The 25587-nt window shown below is 62.7% G+C and carries 26 protein-coding genes, 1 tRNA gene and 1 pseudogene; 12 read left to right on the top strand and 16 right to left on the bottom strand.

Annotation, left to right across the window (positions count from 1 at the left end; translation table 11 throughout):
- Nucleotides 1–8: 8 nt before the first annotated feature.
- From infA to DH10_RS00310, 7 genes are all read right to left on the bottom strand, one after another.
- A complete protein-coding gene (infA, locus tag DH10_RS00340; RefSeq protein ID WP_006200926.1) occupies nt 9–227 on the bottom strand; it encodes a translation initiation factor IF-1 in 219 nt (72 codons plus the stop codon).
- Nucleotides 228–314: 87 nt separating this feature from the next.
- On the bottom strand, nt 315–767 hold the full coding sequence (locus DH10_RS00335) for an arsenate-mycothiol transferase ArsC (protein ID WP_312891355.1): 453 nt from the start codon (nt 765–767) through the stop codon (nt 315–317).
- A 157-nt stretch (nt 768–924) separates the two neighbouring features.
- Nucleotides 925–1410 carry a UPF0262 family protein gene (locus tag DH10_RS00330; RefSeq protein ID WP_192257545.1) on the bottom strand — a complete coding sequence of 162 codons (486 nt, stop codon included), beginning with the start codon at nt 1408–1410 and terminating at the stop codon, nt 925–927.
- A 2-nt stretch (nt 1411–1412) separates the two neighbouring features.
- The gene (hisD, locus tag DH10_RS00325) at nt 1413–2705 is read right to left on the bottom strand and encodes a histidinol dehydrogenase (protein WP_192384016.1); all 1293 of its coding nucleotides are present in this window, start codon (nt 2703–2705) and stop codon (nt 1413–1415) included.
- 9 nt (nt 2706–2714) lie between these two features.
- Nucleotides 2715–3149: a DUF2948 family protein gene (locus DH10_RS00320; RefSeq protein ID WP_192257541.1), complete on the bottom strand. Its 435-nt coding sequence runs from the start codon at nt 3147–3149 to the stop codon at nt 2715–2717.
- A gap of 195 nt (nt 3150–3344) precedes the next feature.
- Nucleotides 3345–4637: a UDP-N-acetylglucosamine 1-carboxyvinyltransferase gene (gene murA, locus DH10_RS00315; protein WP_192257539.1), complete on the bottom strand. Its 1293-nt coding sequence runs from the start codon at nt 4635–4637 to the stop codon at nt 3345–3347.
- A 141-nt stretch (nt 4638–4778) separates the two neighbouring features.
- The gene (locus tag DH10_RS00310; RefSeq protein ID WP_192257537.1) at nt 4779–5003 is read right to left on the bottom strand and encodes a hypothetical protein; all 225 of its coding nucleotides are present in this window, start codon (nt 5001–5003) and stop codon (nt 4779–4781) included.
- A 225-nt stretch (nt 5004–5228) separates the two neighbouring features.
- On the opposite strand from DH10_RS00310, the gene DH10_RS00305 reads away from it, so the two are divergent.
- Nucleotides 5229–5303: transfer RNA gene (locus DH10_RS00305), tRNA-Thr, on the top strand.
- Between the two features lie 411 nt (nt 5304–5714).
- Here DH10_RS00305 and DH10_RS00300 read toward each other — a convergent pair.
- From DH10_RS00300 to DH10_RS00265, 8 genes are all read right to left on the bottom strand, one after another.
- On the bottom strand, nt 5715–6557 hold the full coding sequence (locus DH10_RS00300; RefSeq protein WP_192255055.1) for a BtpA/SgcQ family protein: 843 nt from the start codon (nt 6555–6557) through the stop codon (nt 5715–5717).
- Entirely contained in the window at nt 6554–7462 is a 909-nt protein-coding gene (locus DH10_RS00295) for a ribokinase (protein ID WP_192384015.1), read from the bottom strand. The genes DH10_RS00300 and DH10_RS00295 overlap by 4 nt, the downstream gene beginning before the upstream one ends.
- A gap of 3 nt (nt 7463–7465) precedes the next feature.
- Nucleotides 7466–8236: a glutamine amidotransferase gene (locus DH10_RS00290; RefSeq protein WP_192255059.1), complete on the bottom strand. Its 771-nt coding sequence runs from the start codon at nt 8234–8236 to the stop codon at nt 7466–7468.
- A 60-nt stretch (nt 8237–8296) separates the two neighbouring features.
- The gene (locus DH10_RS00285) at nt 8297–9388 is read right to left on the bottom strand and encodes a phosphotriesterase family protein (RefSeq protein ID WP_192255061.1); all 1092 of its coding nucleotides are present in this window, start codon (nt 9386–9388) and stop codon (nt 8297–8299) included.
- Nucleotides 9389–9392: 4 nt separating this feature from the next.
- On the bottom strand, nt 9393–10334 hold the full coding sequence (locus DH10_RS00280; protein ID WP_376774908.1) for an ABC transporter permease: 942 nt from the start codon (nt 10332–10334) through the stop codon (nt 9393–9395).
- Nucleotides 10335–10393: 59 nt separating this feature from the next.
- The gene (locus DH10_RS00275) at nt 10394–11191 is read right to left on the bottom strand and encodes an ATP-binding cassette domain-containing protein (protein WP_192255065.1); all 798 of its coding nucleotides are present in this window, start codon (nt 11189–11191) and stop codon (nt 10394–10396) included.
- A 73-nt stretch (nt 11192–11264) separates the two neighbouring features.
- Nucleotides 11265–12203, bottom strand: coding sequence for an ABC transporter substrate-binding protein (locus DH10_RS00270; protein WP_192384014.1), 939 nt, complete (start codon nt 12201–12203; stop codon nt 11265–11267).
- Nucleotides 12204–12324: 121 nt separating this feature from the next.
- Nucleotides 12325–12936 carry a cupin domain-containing protein gene (locus tag DH10_RS00265; RefSeq protein ID WP_192255069.1) on the bottom strand — a complete coding sequence of 204 codons (612 nt, stop codon included), beginning with the start codon at nt 12934–12936 and terminating at the stop codon, nt 12325–12327.
- A gap of 445 nt (nt 12937–13381) precedes the next feature.
- Between DH10_RS00265 and DH10_RS00260 the strand changes: the two genes are divergently transcribed.
- The 11 genes from DH10_RS00260 (at nt 13382) to DH10_RS00210 (ending at nt 24602) form a co-directional block, all read left to right on the top strand.
- Nucleotides 13382–13951: an NAD(P)H-dependent oxidoreductase gene (locus DH10_RS00260; RefSeq protein ID WP_312891322.1), complete on the top strand. Its 570-nt coding sequence runs from the start codon at nt 13382–13384 to the stop codon at nt 13949–13951.
- 23 nt (nt 13952–13974) lie between these two features.
- Nucleotides 13975–15075, top strand: coding sequence for a dimethylsulfone monooxygenase SfnG (gene sfnG, locus DH10_RS00255; RefSeq protein ID WP_192255073.1), 1101 nt, complete (start codon nt 13975–13977; stop codon nt 15073–15075).
- A gap of 55 nt (nt 15076–15130) precedes the next feature.
- Complete coding sequence (locus DH10_RS00250) at nt 15131–16033, top strand: ABC transporter ATP-binding protein (protein WP_192255075.1); 903 nt, start codon at nt 15131–15133, stop codon at nt 16031–16033.
- Nucleotides 16033–16929, top strand: coding sequence for a branched-chain amino acid ABC transporter permease (locus DH10_RS00245; protein ID WP_192255077.1), 897 nt, complete (start codon nt 16033–16035; stop codon nt 16927–16929). The genes DH10_RS00250 and DH10_RS00245 overlap by 1 nt, the downstream gene beginning before the upstream one ends.
- A gap of 3 nt (nt 16930–16932) precedes the next feature.
- Complete coding sequence (locus DH10_RS00240; protein WP_192255079.1) at nt 16933–17970, top strand: branched-chain amino acid ABC transporter permease; 1038 nt, start codon at nt 16933–16935, stop codon at nt 17968–17970.
- 47 nt (nt 17971–18017) lie between these two features.
- Nucleotides 18018–19349, top strand: coding sequence for an ABC transporter substrate-binding protein (locus DH10_RS00235; protein ID WP_192255081.1), 1332 nt, complete (start codon nt 18018–18020; stop codon nt 19347–19349).
- 63 nt (nt 19350–19412) lie between these two features.
- Complete coding sequence (locus DH10_RS00230) at nt 19413–20204, top strand: ABC transporter ATP-binding protein (protein WP_192255083.1); 792 nt, start codon at nt 19413–19415, stop codon at nt 20202–20204.
- Nucleotides 20201–21448: an SfnB family sulfur acquisition oxidoreductase gene (locus tag DH10_RS00225; protein ID WP_192255085.1), complete on the top strand. Its 1248-nt coding sequence runs from the start codon at nt 20201–20203 to the stop codon at nt 21446–21448. Before DH10_RS00230 ends, DH10_RS00225 begins: the two co-directional genes overlap by 4 nt.
- A 31-nt stretch (nt 21449–21479) precedes the next feature.
- On the top strand, nt 21480–22655 hold the full coding sequence (ssuD, locus tag DH10_RS00220) for an FMNH2-dependent alkanesulfonate monooxygenase (protein WP_192255087.1): 1176 nt from the start codon (nt 21480–21482) through the stop codon (nt 22653–22655).
- A complete protein-coding gene (locus DH10_RS00215) occupies nt 22652–24070 on the top strand; it encodes an FAD/NAD(P)-binding protein (RefSeq protein ID WP_192255089.1) in 1419 nt (472 codons plus the stop codon). Before ssuD ends, DH10_RS00215 begins: the two co-directional genes overlap by 4 nt.
- A gap of 25 nt (nt 24071–24095) precedes the next feature.
- Nucleotides 24096–24602: a flavin reductase family protein gene (locus DH10_RS00210; RefSeq protein WP_192255091.1), complete on the top strand. Its 507-nt coding sequence runs from the start codon at nt 24096–24098 to the stop codon at nt 24600–24602.
- Between the two features lie 342 nt (nt 24603–24944).
- Here the strand turns inward: DH10_RS00210 and DH10_RS00205 are convergent.
- A pseudogene (locus DH10_RS00205) lies at nt 24945–25427 on the bottom strand (tyrosine-type recombinase/integrase); the annotation flags it as partial.
- Nucleotides 25428–25587: the final 160 nt, after the last annotated feature.

The following is a 25587-nucleotide window of genomic DNA, read 5'->3' as shown; positions in this document are numbered from 1 at the left end:
CCGGGCTGTTACTTGAAACGGTAGGTAATGCGGCCCTTGGTCAGGTCGTAAGGCGTCATCTCGACCAGGACCTTGTCGCCGGTCAGCACGCGGATACGGTTCTTGCGCATGCGGCCGGCCGTGTGGGCGATGATCTCGTGCTCATTTTCGAGCTTCACGCGGAACATCGCATTGGGCAGCAGTTCCGTGACCACACCTGGAAACTCGAGGACTTCTTCCTTCGGCATTCGATACCTTTGCTTGGATGGAGGTTCCGGCGGCCGGCCGGAATTCGCGGCGGAACCTATATGATAATCGCCTGCTTGTGAACATGCTTAATCCGTCGCGTTTTTTGCCTCTGGAAGCGAAAAACGTCGGCTTATGCGCGCTTTCAGGCGCTCGCGCACATCGCGATAGGCGGCCATTATGTGCTCGCGCGTGCCGCCGGTGTCGGTCGGATCGGGCATCGGCCAGTACTCGACTTCGACGGCGAGCGACCGGGTGAGCTCGAGCGCGGCGTGATGCGCTTCCGGTGCCAGCGTCACGATCAGGTCGAAATAATCGTCTTCCAGCTCGTCCAGCGTCCTCGGCTGCCGCTCGCCGAGCGTAAGGCCTTCTTCGGCAAGCACGGCGTCGACGAAGGGGTCGCGCTCGCCGCTGCGCACGCCGGCCGACGCGACGAAAGTGGTGGCGGGTAGCAGCCGTCGCGCCAATTGCTCGGCCATCGGCGAGCGCACGGCGTTCATGCCGCACAAAAACAGGATCGAATGCGGCAGCCCGGCCAGCACTAGAGCATGATCCCGAAAAGGGGGAACCGGTTTTCGGAGAAGATCATGCTCCGACAAAAGAGCATGATCCCGAAAAGTGGGAACCGGTTTTTGGAGAAGATCATGCTCCAACAAAGAGTTAGATCAGGATGGCGATTCAACGAAACGTCATCCTGATCTAGCCCCGCCAGTGCAGCACACAGACCAGCGTGAACAGCCGGCGCGCCGTATCGAAATCGATCTCGATCTTGCCGGCGAGCCGGTCCTTCAGCGTTTGCGAGCCTTCATTGTGCAGGCCGCGTCGGCCCATGTCGATCGCCTCGATATGGCTGGGCGTCGAGGAGCGGATGGCCTCGTAATAGCTTTCGCAGATCAGGTAATAGTCCTTGACGATGCGCCTGAGTGGCGTCAGCGACAGGATGTGGGTGACCACGTCGGCGCCATCCTGGCGGCTGACGGCAAACACCAGGCGCTGCTCGGCCAGCGACAGCTTCAGCCTGTATGGGCCGGCGCCGCCGTCGTTGACCGGCCGGAAGCTGTTTTCCTCGATCAGGTCGAAGATCGCCACCGCCCGCTCGTGCTCGACATCGGGCGTCGAACGTCCGATCGATTCGTCGAGCTCGACGTCGATCAGCCTGTCGCGGTTTTGGTGGTGGCCGGACATCGCTACATGTTCAGCCTGATCGCCACGGAGCGCGCGTGCGCGTCGAGCCCTTCCGCCTCGGCGAGCGCGATCGCCGCCGGCGCCAGCGCCTTGAGCTGTTCCGGCCCGAGCTTCAGGATCGACGTGCGCTTGACGAAATCGAGCACGGACAAGCCCGAGGAGAAACGCGCCGAGCGCGCCGTCGGCAGCACATGGTTGGAGCCGCCGACATAGTCGCCGATGACTTCCGGCGTGTGGCGGCCGATGAAGACGGCGCCGGCATTGCGCATCCTGGCGAGAAAGTTCTCGGCGTCGTCGAAGGCGAGCTCGACATGCTCGGCCGCGATCCGATCGACCAGCGCCAGCGAGGCTTCGATTGCCGGCACCAGGATGACTGCCCCGAAATCGCGCCAGCTTGCCGCAGCCGTCTCGGCGCGGGGCAGAACTTTGAGCTGGCGTTCGACCGCTTGCTCCACCGCCTTGCCGAAATCGCCATTGTCGGTGATCAGGATCGACTGCGCCGACGCGTCATGCTCGGCTTGCGCCAGCAGATCGGCGGCGATCCAGTCCGGGTCGTTGTCCGCATCCGCGACGACAAGGACTTCCGACGGCCCGGCGATCATGTCGATGCCGACGGTGCCGAACACCTGGCGCTTGGCCGCCGCGACATAGGCGTTTCCCGGCCCGACGATCTTGGCGACCGGCCTGATCGTCTCGGTGCCGTAGGCGAGCGCGGCGACCGCTTGCGCCCCGCCGACGCGGTAGATCTCGGAAACGCCGGCAAGGTCGGCCGCGACCAGAACCAGCGGATTGATGGCGCCGCCCGAGGCCGGCACCACGATCACGATGCGCTCGACGCCGGCGACCTTGGCCGGGACGGCATTCATCAGCACCGAGCTCGGATAGCTGGCCGTGCCGCCGGGCACATAGAGGCCGACCGCCTCGATTGCCGTCCAGCGCGAGCCGAGCTCGACGCCGGCGGCGTCCGTGTACCGGTCGTCCTTCGGCTTCTGCCGCTCGTGATGCGAGCGGATGCGGTCGCGCGCGAATTCGAGCGCCTCGATCGTTGCAGGATTGGCGGCGGCATAAGCCTTGGCGATATCGTCCTTGGAAACGGCGATGCCGAGCCTGCTCAGATCGGCCTTGTCGAATTTCAGCGTGTAGTCGGTGAGCGCCTTGTCGCCCTCGGCGCGCACCCGCGCGATGATGTCGCGCACCACCGCCTCGACATCGGCCGACACCTCCCGCTTGGTGGTGAGGAATGCCGAAAAGCGCTGCTCGAAATCGGCGTCGGTTTGGCTAAGCGTGATGGCCATTGTCTGTGCTCAGGTCCTGTGAACAGGGCGTGAGGTGGCTTCCCAGGAGCCGCCGATATCGGCAAGCCGCGCCTCGATGCACTCGACGTCGAGCATGATCGTGCCGCCTCCGGAAAACACCAGCTCGATGATGCCGGCCGGCTTGCTGATTGCAACGAAGCTGATCGCCAGCAGCGAAAGCACCTCAGCCGGCTTGTCGCGGGCAATGCCGCTGGTCTTGGCGCCGAGCACGCGGTCGAAATGCAAAATACTCTGGCGCCGCTCATTGTGCTGGCGCAGGAAGCCGGATTTCGCCTCCCAGACGAAGCGGTTCATGGTCAGCACAAAGCGTTTGGCCGCCGGCAGGTATTCGAGGTCGGAGACCTTCATCACGGCGTCCTGGACATGGGCCGAGACGATGCTCAGATCCTGGTCGTCGAGCGCGATGAGCTTGAGAGCGGCCATGCGGAATGCGCACCTGAACGTTGACAATTCAAAGTTCTGTTAGAGCATGATCCCGAAAAGTGGAAACCGGTTTTCCGCAAAGATCATGCTCAAACAAAAAGATTAGAGCCTGTTTCGCCCCGATTTGATCGGGACGAACAGGCTCTAGTGGGTCTTTCCGCTCTGCGCAACCGACGCGCGGCCGCACCGGCTCCTTTAGCCCGAAATCCGCTCGATCACCGCGCCGCAGCCGGAGAGCTTCTCTTCCAGCCGCTCGAAGCCGCGGTCGAGGTGATAGACGCGGTTGACCACGGTCTCGCCCTCGGCGGCAAGGCCGGCGATGACCAGCGAAACCGAGGCGCGCAGGTCAGTCGCCATGACCGGCGCGCCCTTGAGCCTGGCGATGCCGTCGACGATCGCCGTCTGGCCCGACAGCGTGATGTGGGCGCCGAGGCGGGCAAGCTCCTGCACATGCATGAAGCGGTTCTCGAAGATCGTCTCGGTGATGCGCGACTTGCCCTTGGCCATCGTCATCAGGCCCATGAACTGCGCCTGCAGGTCGGTCGGGAAGGCGGGGAAGGGCGCGGTCGTCACGTCGACCGGTGCGATGCCGGCGCCGTTGCGCTTGACGCGGATGCCCTCGTTGGTGGGCGTGATCTCCGCGCCGGTCTCGACAAGAACGTCGAGCGCGGTCTGCAACAGGTCGGGTCGCGCGCCTTCGAGCACGACGTCGCCGCCGGTCATCGCCACCGCCATGGCGTAGGTGCCGGTCTCGATGCGGTCGGGAATGACGCGGACCCGTGCCCCCGACAGCGCCTCGACACCCTCGATGGTGATGGTGGAGGTGCCGGCGCCATGGATCTTGGCGCCCATGGCGATCAGGCATTCGGCGAGGTTGACGATCTCCGGCTCGCGGGCGGCGTTTTCGAGCACCGTCTCGCCCTTGGCGAGCGAGGCCGCCATCATCAGCACATGCGTGGCACCGACCGACACTTTCGGGAACACGTAGCGATTGCCGTGGAGACGGCCATTCTTCGTCTTGGCGATGACGTAGCCGTTGTCGACGTCGAGCTCGGCGCCCAGCGCCTGCAGGCCCTCGAGGAACAGGTCGACCGGGCGGGTACCGATGGCGCAGCCGCCGGGCAGCGACACCTTGGCCTCGCCCATGCGGGCAAGCAGCGGGCCGATCACCCAGAAGGAGGCGCGCATCTTCGACACCAGCTCATAAGGAGCGGTGGTGTCGACGATGTTGCGGGCGGAGAAATTGATGGTGCGCGAATAGCCTTTCTGCTGCTTCTCGCGGCGGCCGTTGACCGAATAGTCGACGCCATGATTGCCGAGGATGCGGATCAATTGCTCGACATCGGCCAGATGCGGCACGTTTTCGAGCGTCAGCGTATCGTCGGTGAGCAGCGAGGCGATCATCAGAGGCAGCGCCGCGTTCTTGGCGCCCGAGATCGGAATGCTTCCGGCAAGCTTATTGCCGCCGACAATTCTGATGCGATCCATGGAAAACGTCCCCTCGGCCCGGACGGGCCGGTTTCAATCGGTTGAGTATGCCCGGCTCTAGACTATTGGCCGGTGCGGTTCAAGAAATAGGATTTCCCCATCTGTGGACCAAGTGTGGACAGCCAGTGTGGCTGATTTGGGTTACCTTTTCTGCATTTTTCCAGCAGACGGCAGTCCTTCCGGCTGCTGATCCGGATCGCAGGCGCGCTGCCTGTCAGCGTCGCAAGCGCGCTGCTTGTCAGCGTCGCCGGCGCGCCGGGAGCGCGCCTGCGCCTTGCGTTTCTGCAGGTTGGCGCGCAACGCTTCGGCGAGCCGGTCCTTACGCTCGCCGCCGCCCTTTTTCGGTGGATTTGCCTTGTCGTTCATCGTCCCGTTCCGGCCAGCGGCTAGCCGGCTGTGGTTCAGGCATAGTTAACATTGTGGCGTCGCCATGTCATGAAAACCTGCTTGGAAGCGGCTTTCACAGCCGCGGCAGTCAATACATGTCGCCCAAAACTGCGAAGCGGTTTTGCGACAACGACCTGCGTCGTTTTAAGGTTTTCTTGGCCTTGCGCTTGCCGGTTCGTTATGGCAGAAGCGCCGCCATCGCAGGCTGCGGTAGCTCAGTGGTAGAGCACTCCCTTGGTAAGGGAGAGGTCGAGAGTTCAATCCTCTCTCGCAGCACCATCCTATCCCATTGAAATCACTGAAGTGCTTGGCACTCAAGGCTTCCTGTCCATTCTGGCGTTACAAAAGCCGTAACAAACCGGATGGATCACATGGCAGACCGCTTTCGAAATCTTCCGTTCGACAGGGCAGCAGGTCCGATCTGGTCCCGCGGGTTCACCAAGCATTGCCCGCGAAACAGATCGTCTCATATCGCGCAGGGCAAAGCCCGACGCTGTCGGCGTCGTCGCGTTGTTAGCGGTGGTGTGCGCAAGTCCAACGATGACCACCCTTATGCTGGGTCGTCGCCGCCCGTGAGTATTTTTCAAAGCGGGAGAATCTTGGCCCTCGATGACACGCCGAAAGAGCGTTGATCGCTCGACTCACGATCCGGAACTCGGCCGGCTTCGGCCGGCATTGATTGCGGCTCGGTCATCGCCTCAGCCCGGCCATGAAAGTCTTTACCCGTGCGGGGTCGACCTGGTTCCACCAGACGCCGTCATGCTTCAGGGCACTTGCGATGATGACACCGTCAACGATGCCAAGGATGTCGTCGGCGTTGTCGGGCGTCACGCCGCTGCCGACCAGGGTCGGGAGTCCGGCGGCCTCCTTGATCATGCGGATGTAGCTCAGATCCGCAGCATGCCCGGTGCGCTGACCCGTCGCGATGATGGCGTCGGCGTCGAAGAAGACCAGATCCTTGACCAATTCCTCTACAGGGCGGTCACCAACGATGGCGTGCGCGCCGTGTTTGACATGAGCATCGGCGAAGATGCGGATGCCGTTGGCGCGCAGTCGGGCGCGGTAGCGTGCTGCGCGGCCCGACTCGCCCTCGACAAAGCCCTCATTGGCGACATAGGCATTGGCCCACTGGTTAATGCGGACGAAGCCCGCGCCAGCGGCACTGGCGATCGCAAGCGCCGGGATCGCGGCATTGGCTAGCACATTGATGCCGATCGGCTTGCCGAATTCGCGGCGAATACGGTCCGAGATCACCGCCATATAGGCTGCTGTCTCCGGTCCGATATCGTCAGGTTTGGCGAAGGGAATGTCGCCATGGTTCTCGACGATCACGCCGTCGCATCCGCCACCGAGATAGGCGCGCGCATCCTCGAGCCCTCGCTGATAGATGGCCTCTACAGCCTCGCCGTCATAGCGTGGCGCGCCAGGAAGCGGCGCAAGATGAACGACGCCGATCACCACCTTGCTGCGGCCGAAAAGCTGGACGAGTGCGTCGCCGCCTGATTGTCCGATCGGACGTGAGGGCTGGGTCATGAGAACTCCGTTTGATCGACGAGCGCCGCCATTTCAGACGCGGAGGGACAGGATAACAATGTGCCCGGCCGTGTCACCGCGATTGCTGCGGCCGCGAGCGCGAACTTCAGCGCCGAGATAACCGGCATGCCCCTGGCGAGCCCGCCGGCCAGACAGCCGCAGAACACATCGCCGGCACCACTCGTGTCGAGCGCCTCGACGTGTGGGGCTGGCAAACGCAGTGTTCCTGGCTGGTCCGGGCCAAGCACAAGACAACCCTTGGCGCCGAGCGTGATCACGACTGTCACGGCGCCTTTGGTGGCCAGCGCGCCGGCCGCCGCCGCCATATCCATCTGACCAGTCAGTGCTTTCGCTTCGGATTGATTCACCACCAACATGTCTGCCAAGCCGAAGTCAGGCAGAGCGGCCTTATCGATAGGGCTGGCGTTCAGAATGGTGCGCGTGCCTTTTTCCCGAGCCGCTCTCAGGCAGGCGTTGGTAGCGGCGCCTCGCAGGTTTCCTTGGCAGACAAGGATGTCGCCCGGCCTAATCCGGCGCCCAAGTGCGGTTTGCGTGATCGGATCGAATGCTTCGCTGCAGGCGACGCCGCTGACGATGAAGTTCTCGCCGCCAGCATCGATGACGATGGTCGAGCGATCGCTTGGCAGGTCGAATTCGCTCGCCCGCACGTCCGACAGCTCCATGTCGAGCCGGCTCCTGATCCATGCGCCTGCCGGATCCTTGCCGAGCGCCGTCCATAGCGTCACCGCCGCGCCTGTGCGGGCTGCCCCCACCGCCTGGTTCGCGCCCTTGCCGCCGAGGCCATCGGCATAAGCGGTGGCGTTCAACGTCTCGCCGGCTGTAGGGAAGCGGCCGAGGCGAAACGTCGTGTCGACACAGGCGTTGCCCACGACGTGGACGTGCATCGCTCAATTCCCGCCGGTTGCCCAGCCAAGCATCTGTTCGAACAGGGTCTTGTAGCCTTCCCAGGCGATGAACTCCGGTGGCAGCCAATGCGGCCCGACATCGGACGTCCAGGCCACGGTGCGGCCCTTGCCGTAGTGGCCGGTGACGAGCAGCGGCAGTGACCCATATTCCGACGACACGGTTGCCAGAACTTCCGCCCCGTCTTTCAGCGTCACCTCGTTGAAGCCGAGCAGCATTGGCCAGTCCGCACCGAGACCGTTCAGGATGGGATGGCTCGACGGACCTTTCAGCGCGGGCGCAAAGCCTTCTGGAACCTCGACGCGGTCATCGACCGCGAGGCAGTTCACCGGCAGCACTTCCTCGACCGGCGTCTTGCGGTAGCGCGCGCCGCCGTTGATACCCTGGAAACTGTAGTAGCCGCCGAACATCAAAAGCCCGCCGCCGCCGCCCACGTAGTCGCGCAGCAGACGCAAGCGGTTCGGCGTTCGCTTCGAGTGAACCCAGGTGTCTGGATGCAAAAGCAGCGTGTTGGCGCCGATGTCGGAGAGCACGACCGCGTCATATACGGAGAGGGCTTCCATCGTTTGCGGAAAGGTGCGCTGCGCCTCGTGCGCCGGCATGAAGGTGACGTCGAAATCGGTCGCTTTCAGCGCCGTCAGCAATTCGTCCGCGCCGGTATGGTAAGTGACCGTCGGGAACTGGTCGAAGCCCTTGATATGGGTCGCCGTCGAGACCCAGGATTCACCAGCCAACAGGATCTTTTTCTTGGACATTTTAAACTCCGCAGTAGGTGTTGGCTGCCATATAGCTGGGTCGCCGTAAGTCTGGGCCGTTCAATTCTGCCGCGCGAACACGGCCTTAGGATTGGCGATCAGCATGCGGTCGATCGCTGGCTGCTCGAGACCATGCCGTTTCAGACGCGGTATGAAGTGCTTCAGGATATAGCCGTAGCCGAAGCCGCCGAAGCGGGTCAGCATGATCTTGAGGAACACATCCTGGGAGAGCAGCAGGCGGTCGCCGAAGCCCGCTTCGACAAGCGCCGCGATCGCTCGCGCATTCTCTTCATCGGAGGGCGATTGCGCGTCCTGATCGGCATAATAGTAGTCCATGCCGATCATGTCGTATTCGAGGAACGCGCCGCGCCGGGCGAGGCTTGTCTGGTAGTCCAGATCGTCGTGGCTGGGATTCATGTGGCAGAGCACGGTGTGACGAAGATCGGCGCCCTCGGCCTCCACGACATCGAGCACGTCGTGCGCCAGGCGTTCCCAGCCCGGCAGATGGATCGACAGCGGCACGCCCGTGATGCGCGACGCTCGGGCGGAAGCTCTCAGCGACTTTCGTTCCTCGGCGGTGAAGTCCTTGCTGACGCCGACCTCGCCGATCAGGCCGGCCATGATGGGCGGCTGCGTCTTGCTGCCGCCGACATCGTTGACAATGAACTCGGTCACCGCGTCGACGTCCATCGCCTTGAGCCATTCGGGATGGGTGTGCTCGAGATAGAAGCCGGTGCCCATGACGATCTTCAGGCCGGACATGCGGCTGATGCGGGCAAGCTTTTCCGGCTCGCGGCCGATACCGATATTGGTCGCGTCGACGACGGTGTGCCCCCCCAGTGCGCGATAGCGCTGCAACTCCGACAACGCCAGGTCGCTGTCGTCGAGCGAAACGTTGTCGCGGTTCACGTAAGGGTTCATGCGCAGTTCGCCGATAATCTCGATGTTCACCGGCTGCTCGGCGAGCGCCATGTCGTCCGGATGGCAAGGACATTTCCAGGTGCGCGCGCCGTCGAGCAAGATGTGCTCGTGCATCAGGGTAATCCCCATCTCGTCGACAGGAATGGGGCCGAGCACGGTCATGACATGGCCGGTCTCGACCCCGATCTCCGGCCGTTGCTTGTGCGGCGCGTTATCGAAGAGATTGTTCATGAGTTCAACGGCTTCGCACGGCGCCGCGGAACAAGCGGAAATTCAGCCAGATGGCGATCAGGATAATCGTTCCGGTTACGATCGGCGTCAGGAAAGGCGACAGATGCGCCAGGATGAGGCCGTTGCCGATGACGGCCACGGTAAGCGCCCCGAGCACCGTGCCGATGATCGTTCCGCGGCCGCCGAAGAGACTGGTGCCGCCAAGCACGACGGCTGCAATCACCTCTAGCTCGAAGCCTTGCCCGGCATTCGAGGACCCGGATCCGAGACGGGCAGCAATGATGATACCCGCAAGCGCCGCCGCGGTGGCGGAAATCACATAAACGAAAAGCGTCATCAGCTGCGTGTTAACGCCGGCGCGCCTCACCGCTTCGGCGTTGGCGCCGATGCCCGTCACGTAGCGGCCGAACGGCGTCTCGTTGAAGGCCAGATAGGCGATCGCGAGGATCGCCAGCGCGATCAGCGCCGGCACCGGCACACCGACGAACCAGGCGCGGCCTATGACCGTGAAAGAGCTTCCCGGGTCGACGGGGATGGAATAGCCGCCGGTGATGAGCAGCGCCACGCCCCGGATCACCGAAAGCCCAGCAAGCGTGACGATGAAGGCCGGGATGCCCTCATAAGCCACAAAATAACCCTGAACCGCGCCGAGCAGAGCTCCCAGCGCAAGCATGCCGAGGATGACCGCCGGCCACGGAAAGCCAAACTGCAGAAGTGTCGCCGACAGCGTTGCCACCAGGGCCAGCACGGAGCCGACTGAAAGATCGATGCCGCCCGTGGTGATGACGAAGGTCATCGCCGCGGCAACGATCAGAAGCGGCGCCGACTGTCGCAGGATGTTCAACAGATTTGGCGATGTCAGAAAGGCGTTCGTCGCCACCGAGAAGACGATGCAAACGACAAGAAAGAACAGTGCAATCGACACGACACTGCCGTTGGCGAGCATCGCTTCTCGCCATGTGCCTTCGCGCACCTTTCGCGACTGAGCGGAGTGAGTTGCTTCGCTCATGTCGCCGCTCCATCGCGATATCGACTGGCAGCGGAACGAGCATTGAACTTGCGGCCAACGATCAGGTTGACGACGTCCTCGATATTGGTTTCGCCGATCAGCCGCTCGGCGACGTTCCGTCCTTCATACATGACCTGGATGCGGTCGCAGACGAGGAACAGATCCTGGAGGCGGTGGGTGATCAGAATGACGCTGACACCTCGGGCGCTCACGGTGCGGATCAGGTCCAGCACGGCCTCAACCTCGGCGACGGCAAGCGCTGCCGTCGGCTCATCCATAATCAGCACCGACGGCTCGAAAGAGGCGGCGCGCCCGATCGCGATCGACTGTCGCTGCCCGCCGGACAGGTTTTCGACCTTGAGCCGCGTGTCGGCGATAACGATGCCGAGGCGGTCGAGCATCTGGCGCGTTTGCTCGTGCATGCGCTTCTTGTCGAGAAAGGAGATGCCGGCGATGTGGCGGCGCGGCTCGCGGCCGAGAAAGAGGTTGCCGGCGACGTCGATGGTGTCGCAGAGCGACAGGTCCTGATAGACCATCTCGACTCGTGCTGCACGCGAGTCCGCCGGCGAGTTGAAGGTCACCGGCATTCCGTCGATCTCGATCGTGCCGGCGTCGGGGATAACTGCTCCCGACAGCACCTTGCTCAACGTTGATTTTCCCGCGCCATTGTCGCCGACGAGGCCCAGGACCTCGCCCGGCTTCAGCGTCAGGGACACGTCGTCGAGCGTTTGGATGGCGTTGTAGCGCTTTGAGATGCCGCTCATCCGCACCCGATAGGTCTCGCCACTGCTCATCTTGGATCCACGGAATAGCAAAGAGACCGCGGCATTGCCTTGAGCGCCGCCGCGGGTCGATCTTCGGTGCAGTTTACTTGAACATCGCGCGGTATTGGTCGACGTTCTTCTTGGTCACGATCGTCACCGGAATGTTGATGATCGGATCGACCTTTTCGCCCTTCTTGAGCTTGGTCAGCGCTTCGACCGCCGCCTTGCCCTCGCCGGCCGGATCCTGCTGGACAACCGCCACCACCCAACCATCGTCGATGCCCTGAACCGCCTGCTTGGTCAGGTCCCAACCGAACACCTTGACGTCGCCGGTGCGGCCCTGGCTGGTTACGGCGGAAACAGCACCCAGCAACGCCGGCTCGCCGGTCGCATAGAGCGTCGTCATGTCCGGGTTGGCGGTCATCAAATTCTCCGAAGCACTTAACGCGGTCTCCTGAACGTTCTGGCCGTCGACCGTGTCGAGGAAGGTGATCGCCTCGCCGCTGTCGGAGACGGCCTTCTTGAAGCCGTCGAGCCGCTGGTTCTGGATGAAAGAATTTAGCGCGCCGATGATGCCGATCTTGGCTTTGCCGCCCATCTCGGTCTTCACATAATCGGCGTAGAATTTGCCGATATCCTCGCCGGCTTTGGTGTTGTCGACACCGATGAACGAAACGTTGTCGCCGTTAGGGATCTGCGCGTCGATAGCGACCACGGGAATGCCGGCCGCCTTGGCGGCGGTGATGGCTGGCTTGACGCCGTTCACGTCGATGGCGACCAGAATGATGCCGTCGACCTTTTGTGTGATGTAAGTCTCGATCGCGTCATTTTGCGCGCTCGGGACGTTGTTGGCATTGAAGATGACCAGCTTGGCGCCGGCAGCATCGGCCGCCTTCTGTGCGCCCTCGTTGATCTGGTTGAAGAACAGGGCCTGCTGGTTGATGTTGACGAGAGCGAACGTGTCGGCGAGAGCCGATCCCACGGCTGTCGAGCCGATGGCAATGACGGCCGCGCAACCGACTAAAAGTTTGAACAGACGCATTTGCGATTCCCCTTGCTTGCGGGCCATCCTCATTTGGCTGGTCCCATTGGTGCTACAGGCACGAGGCAACAATTCAAGAGACTTGAATATTTGTCAATGCGTTTGAATAACCGAAACTCGATCAGAAGGTCGCCGGCGTGTTGACCCAGAAAATGCTCGCGCGCTCCTTGCCGACGTTGCGGTAGTGATGCGGCAACTCCGACCTGAACACGAACGCGTCGCCTGCAGTGAGGTCATGGATCTTCCCATCGACGATCAGCTCGATCCGGCCCGCGAGCACATAGCCGACTTCCTCACCGACATGCTGGATCGGACCTTCGCTCTCGCCGTCTGGCTCGATGTGGTGGATGTTGCACTGGAGCAGGTGACCGGACGAATACGGAATGACGCGTTCTAGCGAGATGCCATCGCCGCGCCTCAGCGCGTCCAGTGTGATCAACGGTCGCGCACCAGCTCGGAAGACGATCGCCTCGTCATCATCGACCTCCTCGAACATCCAGCCGATATTGGTGTCCAGAACCTCGACCAGGCGGTGAAGCATGGGCAGCGATGGCGAAGCTTTGCCGTTCTCGATCTTGGACAAAAGGCTTTCAGAGCAGTTCGCAGCAATGGCCAGCGTCTTTAGGGTCATGCCACGCGTTTGGCGGGCGAGGCGCAACCGCGTTCCAAGCCGTGCCGCATTTACGGTGCCGCCCATTTCGGATTCTGGCCGTCGCCGATCGATTTTGTTCATCCGTTCGCCAAGCGTTCAAACGTCAAGAGAGGACTTTCGCGCGAGCAAAAGACAGCGGCGGCCGATTTGCAAGCGATGATCCGTCAATTTCGAATATGAAATGGCTCAACGCTGATTCCAACACCACCGTCCGCTCCATATCGAGCCGATGCTGTTGAGAGCGTTGTGAATGGTCCAGATGACGTCGATTCCAACACGCGTTCCTGATTGCGCAAGGAATAGGCGCCTTTGAAAATGTCGATGGATAAGTGAGGCCGTTTCGATCCGTATCGTGCGGTAGCCTGCGCCTGTGCCTGCTCCTACCCATCATGGAGTAGAACGGCATTTTCCTCGCGGAAGCCGAAAAATGAAACCTAGTTCCTTATCTCTATAGATTTTATCCAATATCGTCTGCCCCGGTTTGGAAATGGCCTGTTGCGCTTACAGGAACTGGGAGATTGACGGCGTGGCACGATTATCGGTTCTCGGCATATCGGGCGGCGTAAGCACGCCGTCCCGCACCACCGCGGTGGTGAACGCGCTGGTCAAGGCGGTTGCGTTTCGGGTGCCGGCCGACACCGGTCTGATCGAAATCACTGAGGCAGCGCCGTCGCTTTTCGCTGGGCTCTCCCGCAGCGCGCTCGGCGCTTCTGGCGAAGCGATCATCCAGCGAGTCGAGAAGGCCGACCTGCTCGTGGTCGGAACGCCCGTTTATCGGGCTTCCTACACCGGTGCCCTCAAGCACCTGTTCGACCTCGTCGACTATCGCGCGCTGGGCGGCAAGACTGTGCTTCTCGGGGCAACCGGCGGCAGCCCTTACCATGGCCTGGTGCTCGAACATCAACTCCGGCCGTTGTTCGGCTTTTTCGGCGCCGTCACCGTGCCGACCGGCGTCTATGGCTCGCCTGACGACTTCGTCGGCGCAGAACTTGTCGGCCCGTCGATACGGGACCGTATTTCACGGGCCGCTTTCGAAGCGGTCTCACTGCTCAACTCCAGTCATGCAGACGCTGCCGTCAGCGCGCGCGTCGGCTGAAACAATCAGAAGGGGACAACAATATGAGCTCGCATTCCGACGCCATCAAATTCGCCTACTGGGTGCCGAATGTCTCCGGCGGGCTGGTCATCTCCAACATCGAGCAGCGAACGGGCTGGGACATCGACTACAACCGCAAGCTCGCCCAGATCGCCGAGGCCAACGGCTTCGACTATGCGTTGAGCCAGATACGGTTCACGGCCGGCTACGGCGCCGACAATCAGCACGAATCCGTCTCGTTCAGTCATGCCTTGCTAGCCGCGACTACGACGCTGAAAGTCATCGCGGCGATCCTGCCCGGGCCGTGGAATCCTGCGCTGGCGGCCAAGCAGATCGCGACCATCAACCACCTGACCAACGGCCGCGTCGCCGTCAATGTCGTCAGCGGCTGGTTCCGTGGCGAGTTCGCCGCCATTGGCGAGCTCTGGCTCGACCATGACGAGCGCTATCGCCGGTCGGAGGAATTTATCCGCGCGCTGCGTGGCATTTGGACCGAAGACAGTTTCACTCTGAAGGGCGATTTCTACCGCTTCACCAACTATTCGATGAAGCCCAAGCCGATCGAGCCCTTGCCCGAGATTTTCCAAGGCGGCTCGTCGCGCGCCGCGCGCGACATGGCTTCGCGGGTCTCGGACTGGTATTTCACCAACGGCAACACGCCGGAGGAGATCCGGAAGCAGGTCGACGACATCCGCGCCAAGGCGAAAGCCAACGGCCACAAGGTCAGGATCGGCGTCAACGCGTTCGCCATCGCCCGAGACAGCGAGCAGGAAGCGCGCGCCGTGCTCGACGAGATCATTGCCAAGGCCAATCCCGAGGCGGTCCAGGGTTTTGCCGACCAGGTCAAGAATGCCGGCAAGGCCTCGCCGGAAGGCGAAGGCAATTGGGCGAAATCCTCCTTCGAGGATCTGGTGCAATACAATGACGGCTTCCGCAGCAATCTCATTGGCACGCCGGAACAGATCGCTGAACGCATCCTGAAGCTCAAGGACACCGGCGCCGACCTGATACTGCTCGGCTTCCTGCATTTCCAGGAAGAGGTCGAGTTCTTCGGCAAGCGCGTCATCCCGCTGGTGCGCGAACTGGAAGCGGCTCGCGACAGGGAGCTTGTCGCCGCGGAATAGGTCAGGCGCGGCCCACGGCCGCTGCCGGCTCTCCTTCAAAAATCAGGGACGTTTCATGATTGGTGCTTCCTTGGGAGCCGCCGCATACGAGCGCGCGCCCGAAATTTCCGGCATTCTTGCTGGTGCTGGTTCCGTTGAGGACACGCGCCCGGCGCTCCTGTCGGCAAAGGCTGATGCCATCCTGACCCTGAGCGGGATCGGCATTGCCTTTGGCGGCGTCAAGGCGCTGAGCGACGTCGGCCTCGAGGTCAAAAGCGGTGAGATCCGCGCGGTGATCGGCCCTAACGGCGCCGGCAAGTCCTCGCTGATCAACATCATTAGCGGCCTCTATCACGCCGACCACGGCAAGATCGCGATCGATGGCCAGTCCTTCTCCCGGGTGCCGGCGAGCCATCTGGCACGGCTGGGCGTTGCGCGAACCTTCCAGAACCTGGCGCTGTTCGGCGGTCTCTCTGTGCGCGACAACATCGCGTCTGGCCGCGTCCATACCCGTCGCGCCAGTTTCGTCGAACACATTGCCAGATTGCCACGCGCCCGGCGCGAAGACGCCGCGATCGCGGAAAAGGTCGATCAGACAATCGCATTCCTGCATCTCGAGGCCGTCGCCGACCGCCTGGTCGCGACGCTGCCCTACGGCCTGCAGAAGCGGGTCGAACTGGCCCGCGCCTTGGTAGCCGAGCCAAAGATTCTGCTGCTCGACGAGCCGATGGCCGGCATGACTGCGACCGAGAAAGCCGAGATGGCCGGCTTCGTGCGCGCCGCGCGCGACCGACACGGCGTCACTATCATCCTGATAGAGCACGATATCGGCGTGGTCATGGGACTCTCTGACCGGGTCGCCGTGCTCGACTACGGCCGCAAGATTGCCGACGGGGCGCCAGCCGAGGTCAGGGCCGATCCGGCGGTGATCCGGGCTTACATCGGCACCGCCGAGGCCGAGGATGGCGAGGGCATCTGATGAGCTACTATGATTTCCTCTTCGCCATCGAAGTGCTGGTCGGCGGCTTGCTCTCGGGCGTCATGTATTCGCTCGTCGCCATCGGGTTCGTGCTGATCTACAAGACCTCGGGCGTCCTGAACTTCGCGCAAGGGTCGATGGTGCTGTTCGCGGCACTCACCTTTGTCAGTCTCGTCGAACGCGGCATCCCCTTTGCGCTCTCGCTTCTCATCACCTTCGCGGTCATGGTTGCGCTGGGCTTCACCATCGAGCGAACCGTGCTCAGGCCGCTGGTCAATCGCTCGCCTATGACGCTGTTCATGGCCACGCTCGGTCTTTCCTACATCATCGAGGGCGCTGCCCAGTTGGCCTGGGGCACGCAGGTGCACGGGCTCGACCTCGGCATCGACGACACGCCTTTCGAGGTCGGCGGCATCCTGATCTCGTCGTTCGATCTTCTCGCCGCGGGTATTGCCGCAGCAATGGTGGCCGGCTTGAGCGCATTCTTCTACTGGACCCGGATCGGGCTGGCGTTCCGCGCTGTCGCCGACGACCAGTTTGCAGCACTTGCCGTCGGGCTGCGGCTAACCCGGATATGGGGAACGGTGTGGACGGCTGCGGGGTTCGTGGCGCTGGTCGCAGGGCTGCTGTGGGGCGCGCGTCTTGGTGTCCAGTTCTCGCTGTCGCTGATCGTGCTGAAGGCGCTGCCGGTGCTGGTGCTTGGCGGCTTCGATTCCATCCTCGGCGCAATCGTCGGCGGCCTCATCGTCGGCGCCAGCGAAAAGCTCGCAGAGGTCTATCTCGGCCCGTTTGTCGGCGGCGGCATCGAAGGCTGGTTCGCCTATGCGCTGGCACTGGTCGTGCTGCTGGTGCGCCCCTCGGGCCTGTTTGGCCAGAAAACCATCGAAAGGGTCTGACCGATGGCCGTGCAAGCGCTCGATGCCGCAAGGCTTCCAATCCACTGGCAGAAATTAGCTCTGCCAGCCGCGTTGATTGCCGTGGCCTACGGCCTGATCCCCGCCTACGCGTCGAGCTATCTGGTCGAGGCAATCCTGCTGCCGTTCCTGGCGCTCAGCCTGGCGGCGGTCGGCCTTAACCTCTTGACCGGCTACTGCGGGCAGCTTTCGCTTGGCTCCTCCGCGTTCATGGCGGTCGGCGCTTTCGCCGCCTATAATTTCAACCTGCGGGTCGAAGGACTGCCGCTGGCTGCGACCATGATCCTGGCCGGGATCTCGGCCGCTGGCATCGGCGTCGTGTTCGGCTTGCCGAGCCTGCGACTGCGCGGCTTCTATCTCGCCGTCTCGACGCTCGCCGCCCAGTTCTTCGTGCAATGGGCGTTGACCAAGTTCGGCTGGTTTTCCAACGACAACCCGTCCGGGGTGATTTCGGCGCCGCATCTCACCGTCGCCGGATTTTCGCTCGACAGCGCGAGCGGCCGCTACCTGCTTTCGGTCACCACGGTCATTGGGCTGACGGCTGTCGTCTGGCGTCTCGTCAACAGCGCGACCGGTCGCAACTTCATCGCCGTGCGCGACAATGAAACAGCGGCGCGCGTGATCGGTGTTCCGGTGCTGCGGACCAAACTGCTGGCCTTCGCCATCTCGTCCTTCATCATCGGCGTCGCCGGCGTGCTGTGGGCTTTCACCTATCTGCGCACCGTCGAGCCGGCCGGCTTCAATCTCGACCGCTCGTTCCAGATCCTGTTCATCATCATCATCGGCGGGCTGGCCTCGATACGCGGCGCCTTTCTGGGCGCGGCCTTCATCGTCGTCTTCCCACTCTTTCTGTCCCGGCTCGGCGCCTTCGTGTTCGGCGGCCTGTTCGATTCGGGCGTGCTCGACATGAGCCAGCGCATCGTGCTCGGCGCACTCATCATCATCTTCCTCATCGCGGAGCCGAACGGGCTGTCGGCCCTCTTCGACCGCCTGAGACGACGGATCGGCTCAAGGTCCAGCTGAGCGCCGCTCGACATCCTCACGGACCACAACCTCAGGAGACGCAACCCATGACTTTCTTCAGTCATCTACGAAAAGCGGCGATCGCCACAGCCTTCGTGCTCGGCGCGACGGCGGTTCACGCCGACGAACAGTATTTTCCCCTGCAGAGCTACCGCGTCGGCCCCTATGCCGCCGGCGGCACCGGTTTCTTCGGCGGTTTCATCGACTACCTCAATCTGATCAACATCCGCGACGGCGGCGTCAACGGCGTGAAGCTGACCTGGAGCGAGGGCGAGACGCAGTATGAGGTCGAGAAGGGCGTCGAGGTCTATGAGCGACTGAAGAGCAATCCCGGCATCGCCGCCTGGAACCCGCTCTCGGTCGGCATCGCCTATGCCATGATCGATCGCATCACCGACGACAGGGTGCCGCTGATCACTATCAACCACGGCCGCACCGACACCACGGACGGTCGCGTGTTCCCCTACGTCTTCCCGCTGCTTCTCAATCCCTACAGCGAGACTTCCGGAATCGTGAACTACATCGCCTCCAAAGAAGGCGGCCTCGACAAGCTCAAGGGCAAGAAGATCGTGGTGCTCTATCACGGCTCGCCCTATGGCAAGGAGACGATCCCGATCTATGAGCTGCTGTCGCAGAAATACGGCTTCGAGCTGTCGCAGATCGAGGTTCCGCATCCGGGCAACGAGCAGCAGGCGCAATGGCTCACGATCCGGCGCGAGCATCCGGATTATGTGGTGTTGCGCGGCTGGGGCGTGATGAACCCCGTCGCCTTGAAGACCGCGCAGAAGACCGGCTTCCCCGCCGATCACATCATCGGCAATGTCTGGTCCAATTCGGAAGAGGACGTCATCCCCGCCGGCGATGCCGCCAAGGGCTATACGGCGATCACCACCCAAGCGTCGGGCGAGCAGTATCCGGTGGTCCAGGAGATCGTCAAAACGGTCTACGGCGCCGGCAAGGGCAATCTCGAGGACAAGAGCCGCATCGGCTCGGTCTACCACAATCTCGGCATCGTCAATGGCATCCTCAATGTCGAAGCGGTCCGCATCGCGCAGGCGAAGTTCGGCAATCGCACGCTGACGGGCGACGAAGTGCGCTGGGGCTTCGAGCACCTCAAGCTCGATCCGGCGCGCGTTGAGGCGCTCGGCGCCAAGGACCTGTTCCACTCGATCAACGTCTCCTGGGACAATCACGAGGGTGACGGCTACGTGACCTTCCAGCAGTGGGACGGCAAGAAGTGGAACGTCGTTTCCGACTGGATCGCACCCGACTGGAAGCTGCTGCGCCCGATCATCGAGAAGTCGTCCGAGGCCTATGCCAAGGAGAACGGCATCAAGATCCGCACGGCCGAGGATGCAGACGCGGTGGTCAGCAACTGAGTTTAGCACCTCGCGGCCGGCTCATGGGCCGGCCGCCATCCAGCTTCCCCAGCGGAGAGATCGATGTCCAGCCCGGAATATCCGATACTGTCGGTGAGCAGCGTGGAAGCTGTCTACAACGGCGCCATCGCCGCCCTGCACGGCGTGGACCTGTCGGTTGGGAAGGGCGAGATCGTCGCGCTGCTCGGCTCCAACGGCGCCGGCAAGACGACGCTGCTCCGCGCCGTATCCAATCTCCTCCCGGCCGAGCGCGGCACTATTACCGCCGGTCGGATTACCTTCGATGGCGCGGATGTTTCCAAAGCAAGTCTCTCGCATCTCGTCCGCAGCGGCCTTGTTCAGGTCCTCGAGGGACGGCATTGCTTCCGCTCGCTTACGGTAGAGGAGAACCTCTTCACCGGCGCGCTCGGACGCTCGTCCTCCCGCGCCGGCGTCAAGGCCGACCTCGACCGTGTCTATTCACTTTTCCCAAGGCTCGCCGAGAAGCGGCGAACCCGCTCCGGCCTCACTTCCGGGGGCGAGCAGCAGATGACGGCAATCGGCCGGGGTTTGATGTCGCGGCCGAAACTCTTTGTTCTGGACGAGCCGTCGATGGGACTCGCGCCGCTGATCGTCGAGGAGATTTTCAGCGCTTTGAAGCGGCTCAATCGCGACGAAGGGCTGTCGATCCTTGTCGCCGAACAGAATTCGGCGGTCGCGCTGAAATACGCCGACCGCGCCACCGTGCTCGAGAACGGCGTCAGCGTTCTGGAAGGATCGGCTGCCGATCTGCGCCAGCGCGCTGACATCAAAACCTACTACCTCGGCGGCGCGCCGCTTCCACCGCAACATTTTCCCAAGGAGACAGCAGCATGACCATCCAATCCAGGCAGCCGTCGGATATCCGCAGTGCCGTTCCGCCGGTCGAGCGTCCATCAGCCAAGGCGCATGTCATCAAGACCGATGCCGAGGCAATCGCTGTCGCCGAAAAACTGGCCGCCCAATTCGCCAGGGATGCCTCCAAGCGGGATCGTGAACGCATCTGGCCGACAGAAGAGCTCGATGCGTTTTCGCAGAGCGGCCTGTGGTCGATCAACGTGCCGAAAGCCTATGGCGGGCCGGAGCTCTCCTATGTGACCCTGTCGAAAGTGATCACCATCATCTCGGCGGCCGATCCGTCGCTCGGCCAGATTCCGCAGAACCATCTTGGCGTCGTCGCCGCTATCCGCACCGTCTCGGATGAGGCGCAGAAGAATCTGCTTTTCGCCGAGGTTTTGTCCGGCACCCGCTTCGGCAACGCGTTCTCCGAGTTCGGCTCCAAGCGGGCGGCCGACTTCGAGACCAAGTTCGTCGACGCCGGTGACCATGTCGTCGTCAACGGTCAGAAATTCTATTCCAGCGGTGCTCTGCTTGCCCATCTGGTGCCGATCGTGGCGCTCGATGACGAGGGGCGCGCCTGGTATGCCATCGCCGATCGCGGCGCGCCAGGACTGACTGTCATCGACGACTGGTCGAGCTTCGGCCAGAAGACGACGTTGTCCGGCACGGTCTTGCTCGACAATGTGAAAGTGCCGAAAACGCATCTCGTTCCTGGCTTCAAGGGTTACGACAGGCCGACGGCTGACGGGGCCATCTTCCAGATCATTCAGGCGGCCGTCGATCTCGGTATCGCCAAGGCCGCGATCGACGAGACTGTCAGCTTCGTGCGCACCAAGTCGCGCGCCTGGATAGACAGCGGCGTCGATCATGCCTGGCAGGATCCTTATACGATCCAGGCGATCGGCGACCTGCGCCTGCGGGCCAATGCGGCAGAAGCGGTTCTGGAAAAGGCCGGGCTTGCGGTCGATCGGGCCGTCGCTGACCCGAACGAGAAGCCCGTCGCTGAAGCGCAGATCGCGGTTGCCGAGTCCAAGATCCTCACCACTGAGATCGCCATCAACGCCACCAACAAGCTGTTCGAGCTCGCCGGCACACGCTCGACGCTGGCCGAGCACAATCTCGACCGGCACTGGCGCAACGCCCGCACCCACACGCTACACGATCCGGTGCGCTGGAAATACGCGATCCTCGGCAACTACTACCTCAACGACGTCAATCCACCTCTCCATGCCTGGAGCTGAGCGAGGCGCGCCAAGTCACAGAGGACCATTCATGAGCATTGCCACTCCCGACAGGATCAAGGTCCTGTGGTTTCTTCCGACCCATGGCGACAGCCGCTATCTCGGCACCTCGGAGGGGGGCAGGGCGGTCGACCTGCCCTACCTCACCCAGGTCGCCAAAGCCGCCGATGCCATCGGTTACTACGGCGCGCTGCTGCCGACCGGACGCAGCTGCGAGGACAGCTGGGTCGTGGCGTCGGCGCTGGCGCCCCTGACGCAGCGGCTTCGCTTTCTTGTCGCCGTCCGCCCGGGCCTACAGTCGCCGACGCTTGCGGCGCGCATGACCTCGACGCTAGACCGTATTTCCGGCGGACGGCTGCTGATCAACGTCGTCACCGGCGGCGATCCGGTCGAGAACAAGGGCGACGGCATCTTCCTCAGCCATGACGAGCGCTATGAGGTGACGCGGGAATTCCTCGACATCTACAAGGCGGTGCTGCGCGGCGAGACTGTCGCCTTCGAAGGCAAGCACTTCCGCATCGAAGACGGCCGGCTGCTGTTTCCGCCTGTTCAGTCGCCACATCCGCCGCTCTATTTCGGCGGCTCGTCGGGGGCGGCGAATGCGGTCGCCGCCGAGCAGATCGACAAATATCTGACCTGGGGCGAACCGCCCGCAGACGTTGCAGCTAAGCTCGATCATGTGCGCGGTCTCGCCGAGAAAGCCGGGCGCCAGGTGACCTTCGGCATCAGGCTGCATGTCATCGTCCGCGAAACCAATGACGAGGCGTGGGCCGATGCCGACCGCCTGATCAGCCGCCTGGACGACAACACGATAGCCGAGGCGCAGAAGGTTTTCGCGCGCATGGATTCGGTCGGCCAGTCGCGCATGAGCCGCCTGCATGGCGGCCGTCGCGACAAGCTCGAAATCAGTCCGAACCTGTGGGCCGGCGTCGGCCTGGTTCGCGGCGGCGCCGGCACCGCCCTGGTCGGCGATGCGGCTACCGTGGCGGAGCGGATCGATGAATACCGGCGTATCGGCATCGATACCTTCATCCTGTCCGGTTATCCGCATCTGGAGGAGGCCTATCGTTTCGGCGAACTGGTGCTGCCCCTATTGCCGCTCGATCATGAAATCTCGACACGGACAACGGCCGTGAACATGGGGCCTTTCGGCGAAACGGTGGCCGGCGACCATCGGCCGTCGGCGCTGCGCGCGAGCCAGTCTTGAGCGCCAGCGAACCGGTAATAGCGATTATCGGAGGCGGCTTTTCAGGTGCGGCAACCGCGTTTCATCTGGCGCGGGAGCTGCCGGCCGGCGCAGCCGATATCGTGGTCGTCGAGCCCCGCGAGGGGCTCGGCTATGGCCTAGCCTATTCCACGGTCGATCCGGCGCATCGCATCAACGTGCCAGCCTCGAGGATGACGCTGATCTCCGGTCAGGACAACCACTTTGTTGACTGGCTGGAGCAGACCAGCGCCATTGTGGTCGATGCCGAGGCTATTGCTGCCAATGGAGCGCTCTACCCGCAGCGTCGGGTTTTCGGGCGCTATGTGGAATCTCATCTGCAGCCCTTCCTGCTCAGCAAAACGATCCGCCATGTCAGGTCTGCCGTCGCATCGGTCGACCGCACCGGCGAGCGCTACCGCCTGATCCTCGCCGAGGGCGGGACTCTCGCTGCCGACGCCGTGGTGATTGCGACGACGCATCCGCCTCCGGCCTTGCCTTCGCCCCTACAGTCCGTGGCCGGCGCAGCCGGGTTGCTAGCCAATCCCTATGATCCCGAGAGGCTGGAAGCGATCGGCAGCGATGAACATGTTCTCGTCGTCGGCACCGGACTGACGTCGGCGGACGTGATTGCGACGCTCGACCGCAAGGGGCATCGCGGCCGCATCACAGCACTTTCGCGCCATGGCTACCGGTCGCGCGGCCATGCTGTGAAGCAAGCCGATCCGGCGGGCGACTTTACCAACCTGCCTTCACGTAGCGCCACAGCGCTACTCAGGCGCATCCGCACCGCAGTTGCCGCAGCCGCTCAGCGAGGCGAAGACTGGCATCCGGTGCTCGATGCCGTCCGCCGCCAGGGGCCGGCCATCTGGCAGGCCCTGCCACTCACCGAGCAGCGCCGCGTGGTGCGCCATCTTCGCGCGCTCTGGGATGTGCATCGCTTCCGCATTTCGCCACAGATCAAGGACGTGCTCGATCGCCGGGTAACCGAGGGGAGGCTTGCCTATCGCGCCGCATCGATTGTCGGCGCCGAACAGGTCGACGGACGCATTCGCGTCAGGCAGCGGCTGCGTGGCCAACACAGCCCCGTTGTCGAGGCTTTCGAGAGCGTTATCGTGACGACCGGGCCGGCGCATGCCGATATCTTGCGGACCAACACCGCGATTGCCGCGCTCGGAAAGTTTGGCTTAGTCCGGCTCGACCCGATTGGTCTTGGCTTGGAGACCGATCTGCAAGGTCGTGCAGTCGGCACATCCGGGCGCCCAACCGACAGCATTTTCGTCAGCGGGCCACTGGCGCGCGGCAGCGTTGGCGAATTGATGGGAATTCCCGAAGTCACCGCGCATGCCGAGCGCATCGCCGCTGAAATTCACCAATGGTTGGGATGCCAAACCGCGTTGCGTCGCAAGGCGTCGTGAAGCTGCAAACGATGAGGCTAGCGAGATGACACTGACGGAACGCGTCCCCCTGGTTGAAACCCGGATCCCTCTTAAAGTTGCGATGCGGCACCTGGCCGGAGCCGTGTCCGTGGTCACCGCAGGTATCGGCGACGAGCGGACGGGCGCAACGGTTACCACCGCCCACTCCCTGTCGGTCGAACCGGAGGTGATGGTCGTCAGCATCAACCTGAGCTCGTCGACATGGGCAGCCATCAGCCGGCATCGCCACTTCTGCGTGAATGTGCTGCGCGCCGACCAGATCGCGATTGCCGACCGCTTCGCCGGTCGCGGTGGCCTCAAGGGCTCGGCTCGTTACGAGGGAGCTCGCTGGTCCAGTCTCCCAAGCGGCGCACTGGCGCTCGACGGGGCGCTTGCCGCAGTCGGCTGCACGGTCGAGGATACGATTATTCGCCACAGCCATGCGCTGATCCTCGGCAGCGTCCGGCATGTGGTGAGCGGAGAGCCTGGCCCGGCATTAATCTATCATCACGGCGCATACGGATCGTCGTAAACGCCTGTCGGTCCTTCTATTGGCGGCGCAGTGATCCAAGCGTTCGACACCACAACGCGTTGGTGCCTTGAGGAGAGAACGAGAAAAGGCCAAGGAGGTCTTGGCTTAACGCCCCGGCCAAAGCCCGCATACTAGAGGCGATTTTCGGTCCGTTTTGTCGGTCGTCACAACGTTACAAATATTGCCGTAAGTATTTGATTTTATTAATACTAATTAGAGTTCAATCCTCTCTCGCAGCACCAGTTTTTCCCAATTTTTTCAACTTGCTAGTTGATGGCGCATTGTTGCCAATCTGGCACCGAGTGGCGAACAAAGGCGCAACTCGGCACAGAAATCCGTGGACTATCCGGGGAATTTGTTCCCCTTGCGTTTTGGTGTCGGGAGCAGATCGGCCTTCATGCTCTCCACCGAAACGTCCACATGCTCGTAGCGAGCCGCCGACTTCATGTCCTTCCATCGGCGCGTGCCGACTAGGCCGCGGGTATCGAGCCCGCCATAGCGGCGCATCCAAGTCGCCCAGGTGTGACAAAAGGTGTGGAAGGTGACGAAGGTGACATCCGGTCCGGCCGCCAGCTTGACCTTCTTGAGCAGGTTATAGAGGTGGCCGTTTTTCCTGAATCGAAACACCTTCTGCCGGCCGCGGTCCGTCCCTCGCGGGTGGTTCGCCAGCGCAGTCACTAGCAGCGGCGGGAGGTGCGCGCCTCGCGGATCGTCGTTCTTCGTCTCCTCGAAATAGACGAAGGCCTCGTTGAGCATGAGCCTATCGCATGTCAGATCTAGCCCATCGCTGAGCCGGCAGCCGGTATAGTCTGTGACGCCGACAAACGTCTTTCTCGGCTCCGACGGATTGGCGAGTTGCGAATTCGGAGTACTTTGAGCGACAGCATCCGGCTGTGCTCGGCCGCCATGCTTCGTTTGATGGCTTTGAGCACATCGGACCCGATGGTGCCGTCATCTGCGCATTTCGCAAAAGCCGGACGGGGAT

Origin of the sequence: Mesorhizobium silamurunense, assembly GCF_014843825.1 — a bacterium.
Taxonomy (GTDB): Bacteria; Pseudomonadota; Alphaproteobacteria; order Rhizobiales; family Rhizobiaceae; genus Mesorhizobium; species Mesorhizobium silamurunense.
The sequence above is the reverse complement of the archived record's forward strand: the minus strand, read 5'-3'. Positions and strand labels throughout refer to the sequence as shown.

Coding starts and splice junctions, on each gene's coding strand:
- DH10_RS00245 (WP_192255077.1), top strand. CDS start 16,033: ATGAGCTACTATGATTTCCTCTTCGCCATCGAAGTGCTGGTCGGCGGC.
- DH10_RS00225 (WP_192255085.1), top strand. CDS start 20,201: ATGACCATCCAATCCAGGCAGCCGTCGGATATCCGCAGTGCCGTTCCG.
- DH10_RS00330 (WP_192257545.1), bottom strand. CDS start 1,410: ATGTCCGGCCACCACCAAAACCGCGACAGGCTGATCGACGTCGAGCTC.
- DH10_RS00310 (WP_192257537.1), bottom strand. CDS start 5,003: ATGAACGACAAGGCAAATCCACCGAAAAAGGGCGGCGGCGAGCGTAAG.
- DH10_RS00270 (WP_192384014.1), bottom strand. CDS start 12,203: ATGCGTCTGTTCAAACTTTTAGTCGGTTGCGCGGCCGTCATTGCCATC.
- DH10_RS00280 (WP_376774908.1), bottom strand. CDS start 10,334: ATGCTCGCCAACGGCAGTGTCGTGTCGATTGCACTGTTCTTTCTTGTC.
- DH10_RS00265 (WP_192255069.1), bottom strand. CDS start 12,936: ATGAACAAAATCGATCGGCGACGGCCAGAATCCGAAATGGGCGGCACC.
- DH10_RS00295 (WP_192384015.1), bottom strand. CDS start 7,462: ATGCACGTCCACGTCGTGGGCAACGCCTGTGTCGACACGACGTTTCGC.
- DH10_RS00240 (WP_192255079.1), top strand. CDS start 16,933: ATGGCCGTGCAAGCGCTCGATGCCGCAAGGCTTCCAATCCACTGGCAG.
- infA (WP_006200926.1), bottom strand. CDS start 227: ATGCCGAAGGAAGAAGTCCTCGAGTTTCCAGGTGTGGTCACGGAACTG.
- DH10_RS00275 (WP_192255065.1), bottom strand. CDS start 11,191: ATGAGCAGTGGCGAGACCTATCGGGTGCGGATGAGCGGCATCTCAAAG.
- DH10_RS00235 (WP_192255081.1), top strand. CDS start 18,018: ATGACTTTCTTCAGTCATCTACGAAAAGCGGCGATCGCCACAGCCTTC.
- sfnG (WP_192255073.1), top strand. CDS start 13,975: ATGAGCTCGCATTCCGACGCCATCAAATTCGCCTACTGGGTGCCGAAT.
- DH10_RS00210 (WP_192255091.1), top strand. CDS start 24,096: ATGACACTGACGGAACGCGTCCCCCTGGTTGAAACCCGGATCCCTCTT.
- DH10_RS00285 (WP_192255061.1), bottom strand. CDS start 9,388: ATGAACAATCTCTTCGATAACGCGCCGCACAAGCAACGGCCGGAGATC.
- hisD (WP_192384016.1), bottom strand. CDS start 2,705: ATGGCCATCACGCTTAGCCAAACCGACGCCGATTTCGAGCAGCGCTTT.
- DH10_RS00320 (WP_192257541.1), bottom strand. CDS start 3,149: ATGGCCGCTCTCAAGCTCATCGCGCTCGACGACCAGGATCTGAGCATC.
- ssuD (WP_192255087.1), top strand. CDS start 21,480: ATGAGCATTGCCACTCCCGACAGGATCAAGGTCCTGTGGTTTCTTCCG.
- murA (WP_192257539.1), bottom strand. CDS start 4,637: ATGGATCGCATCAGAATTGTCGGCGGCAATAAGCTTGCCGGAAGCATT.
- DH10_RS00290 (WP_192255059.1), bottom strand. CDS start 8,236: ATGTCCAAGAAAAAGATCCTGTTGGCTGGTGAATCCTGGGTCTCGACG.
- DH10_RS00300 (WP_192255055.1), bottom strand. CDS start 6,557: ATGACCCAGCCCTCACGTCCGATCGGACAATCAGGCGGCGACGCACTC.
- DH10_RS00250 (WP_192255075.1), top strand. CDS start 15,131: ATGATTGGTGCTTCCTTGGGAGCCGCCGCATACGAGCGCGCGCCCGAA.
- DH10_RS00230 (WP_192255083.1), top strand. CDS start 19,413: ATGTCCAGCCCGGAATATCCGATACTGTCGGTGAGCAGCGTGGAAGCT.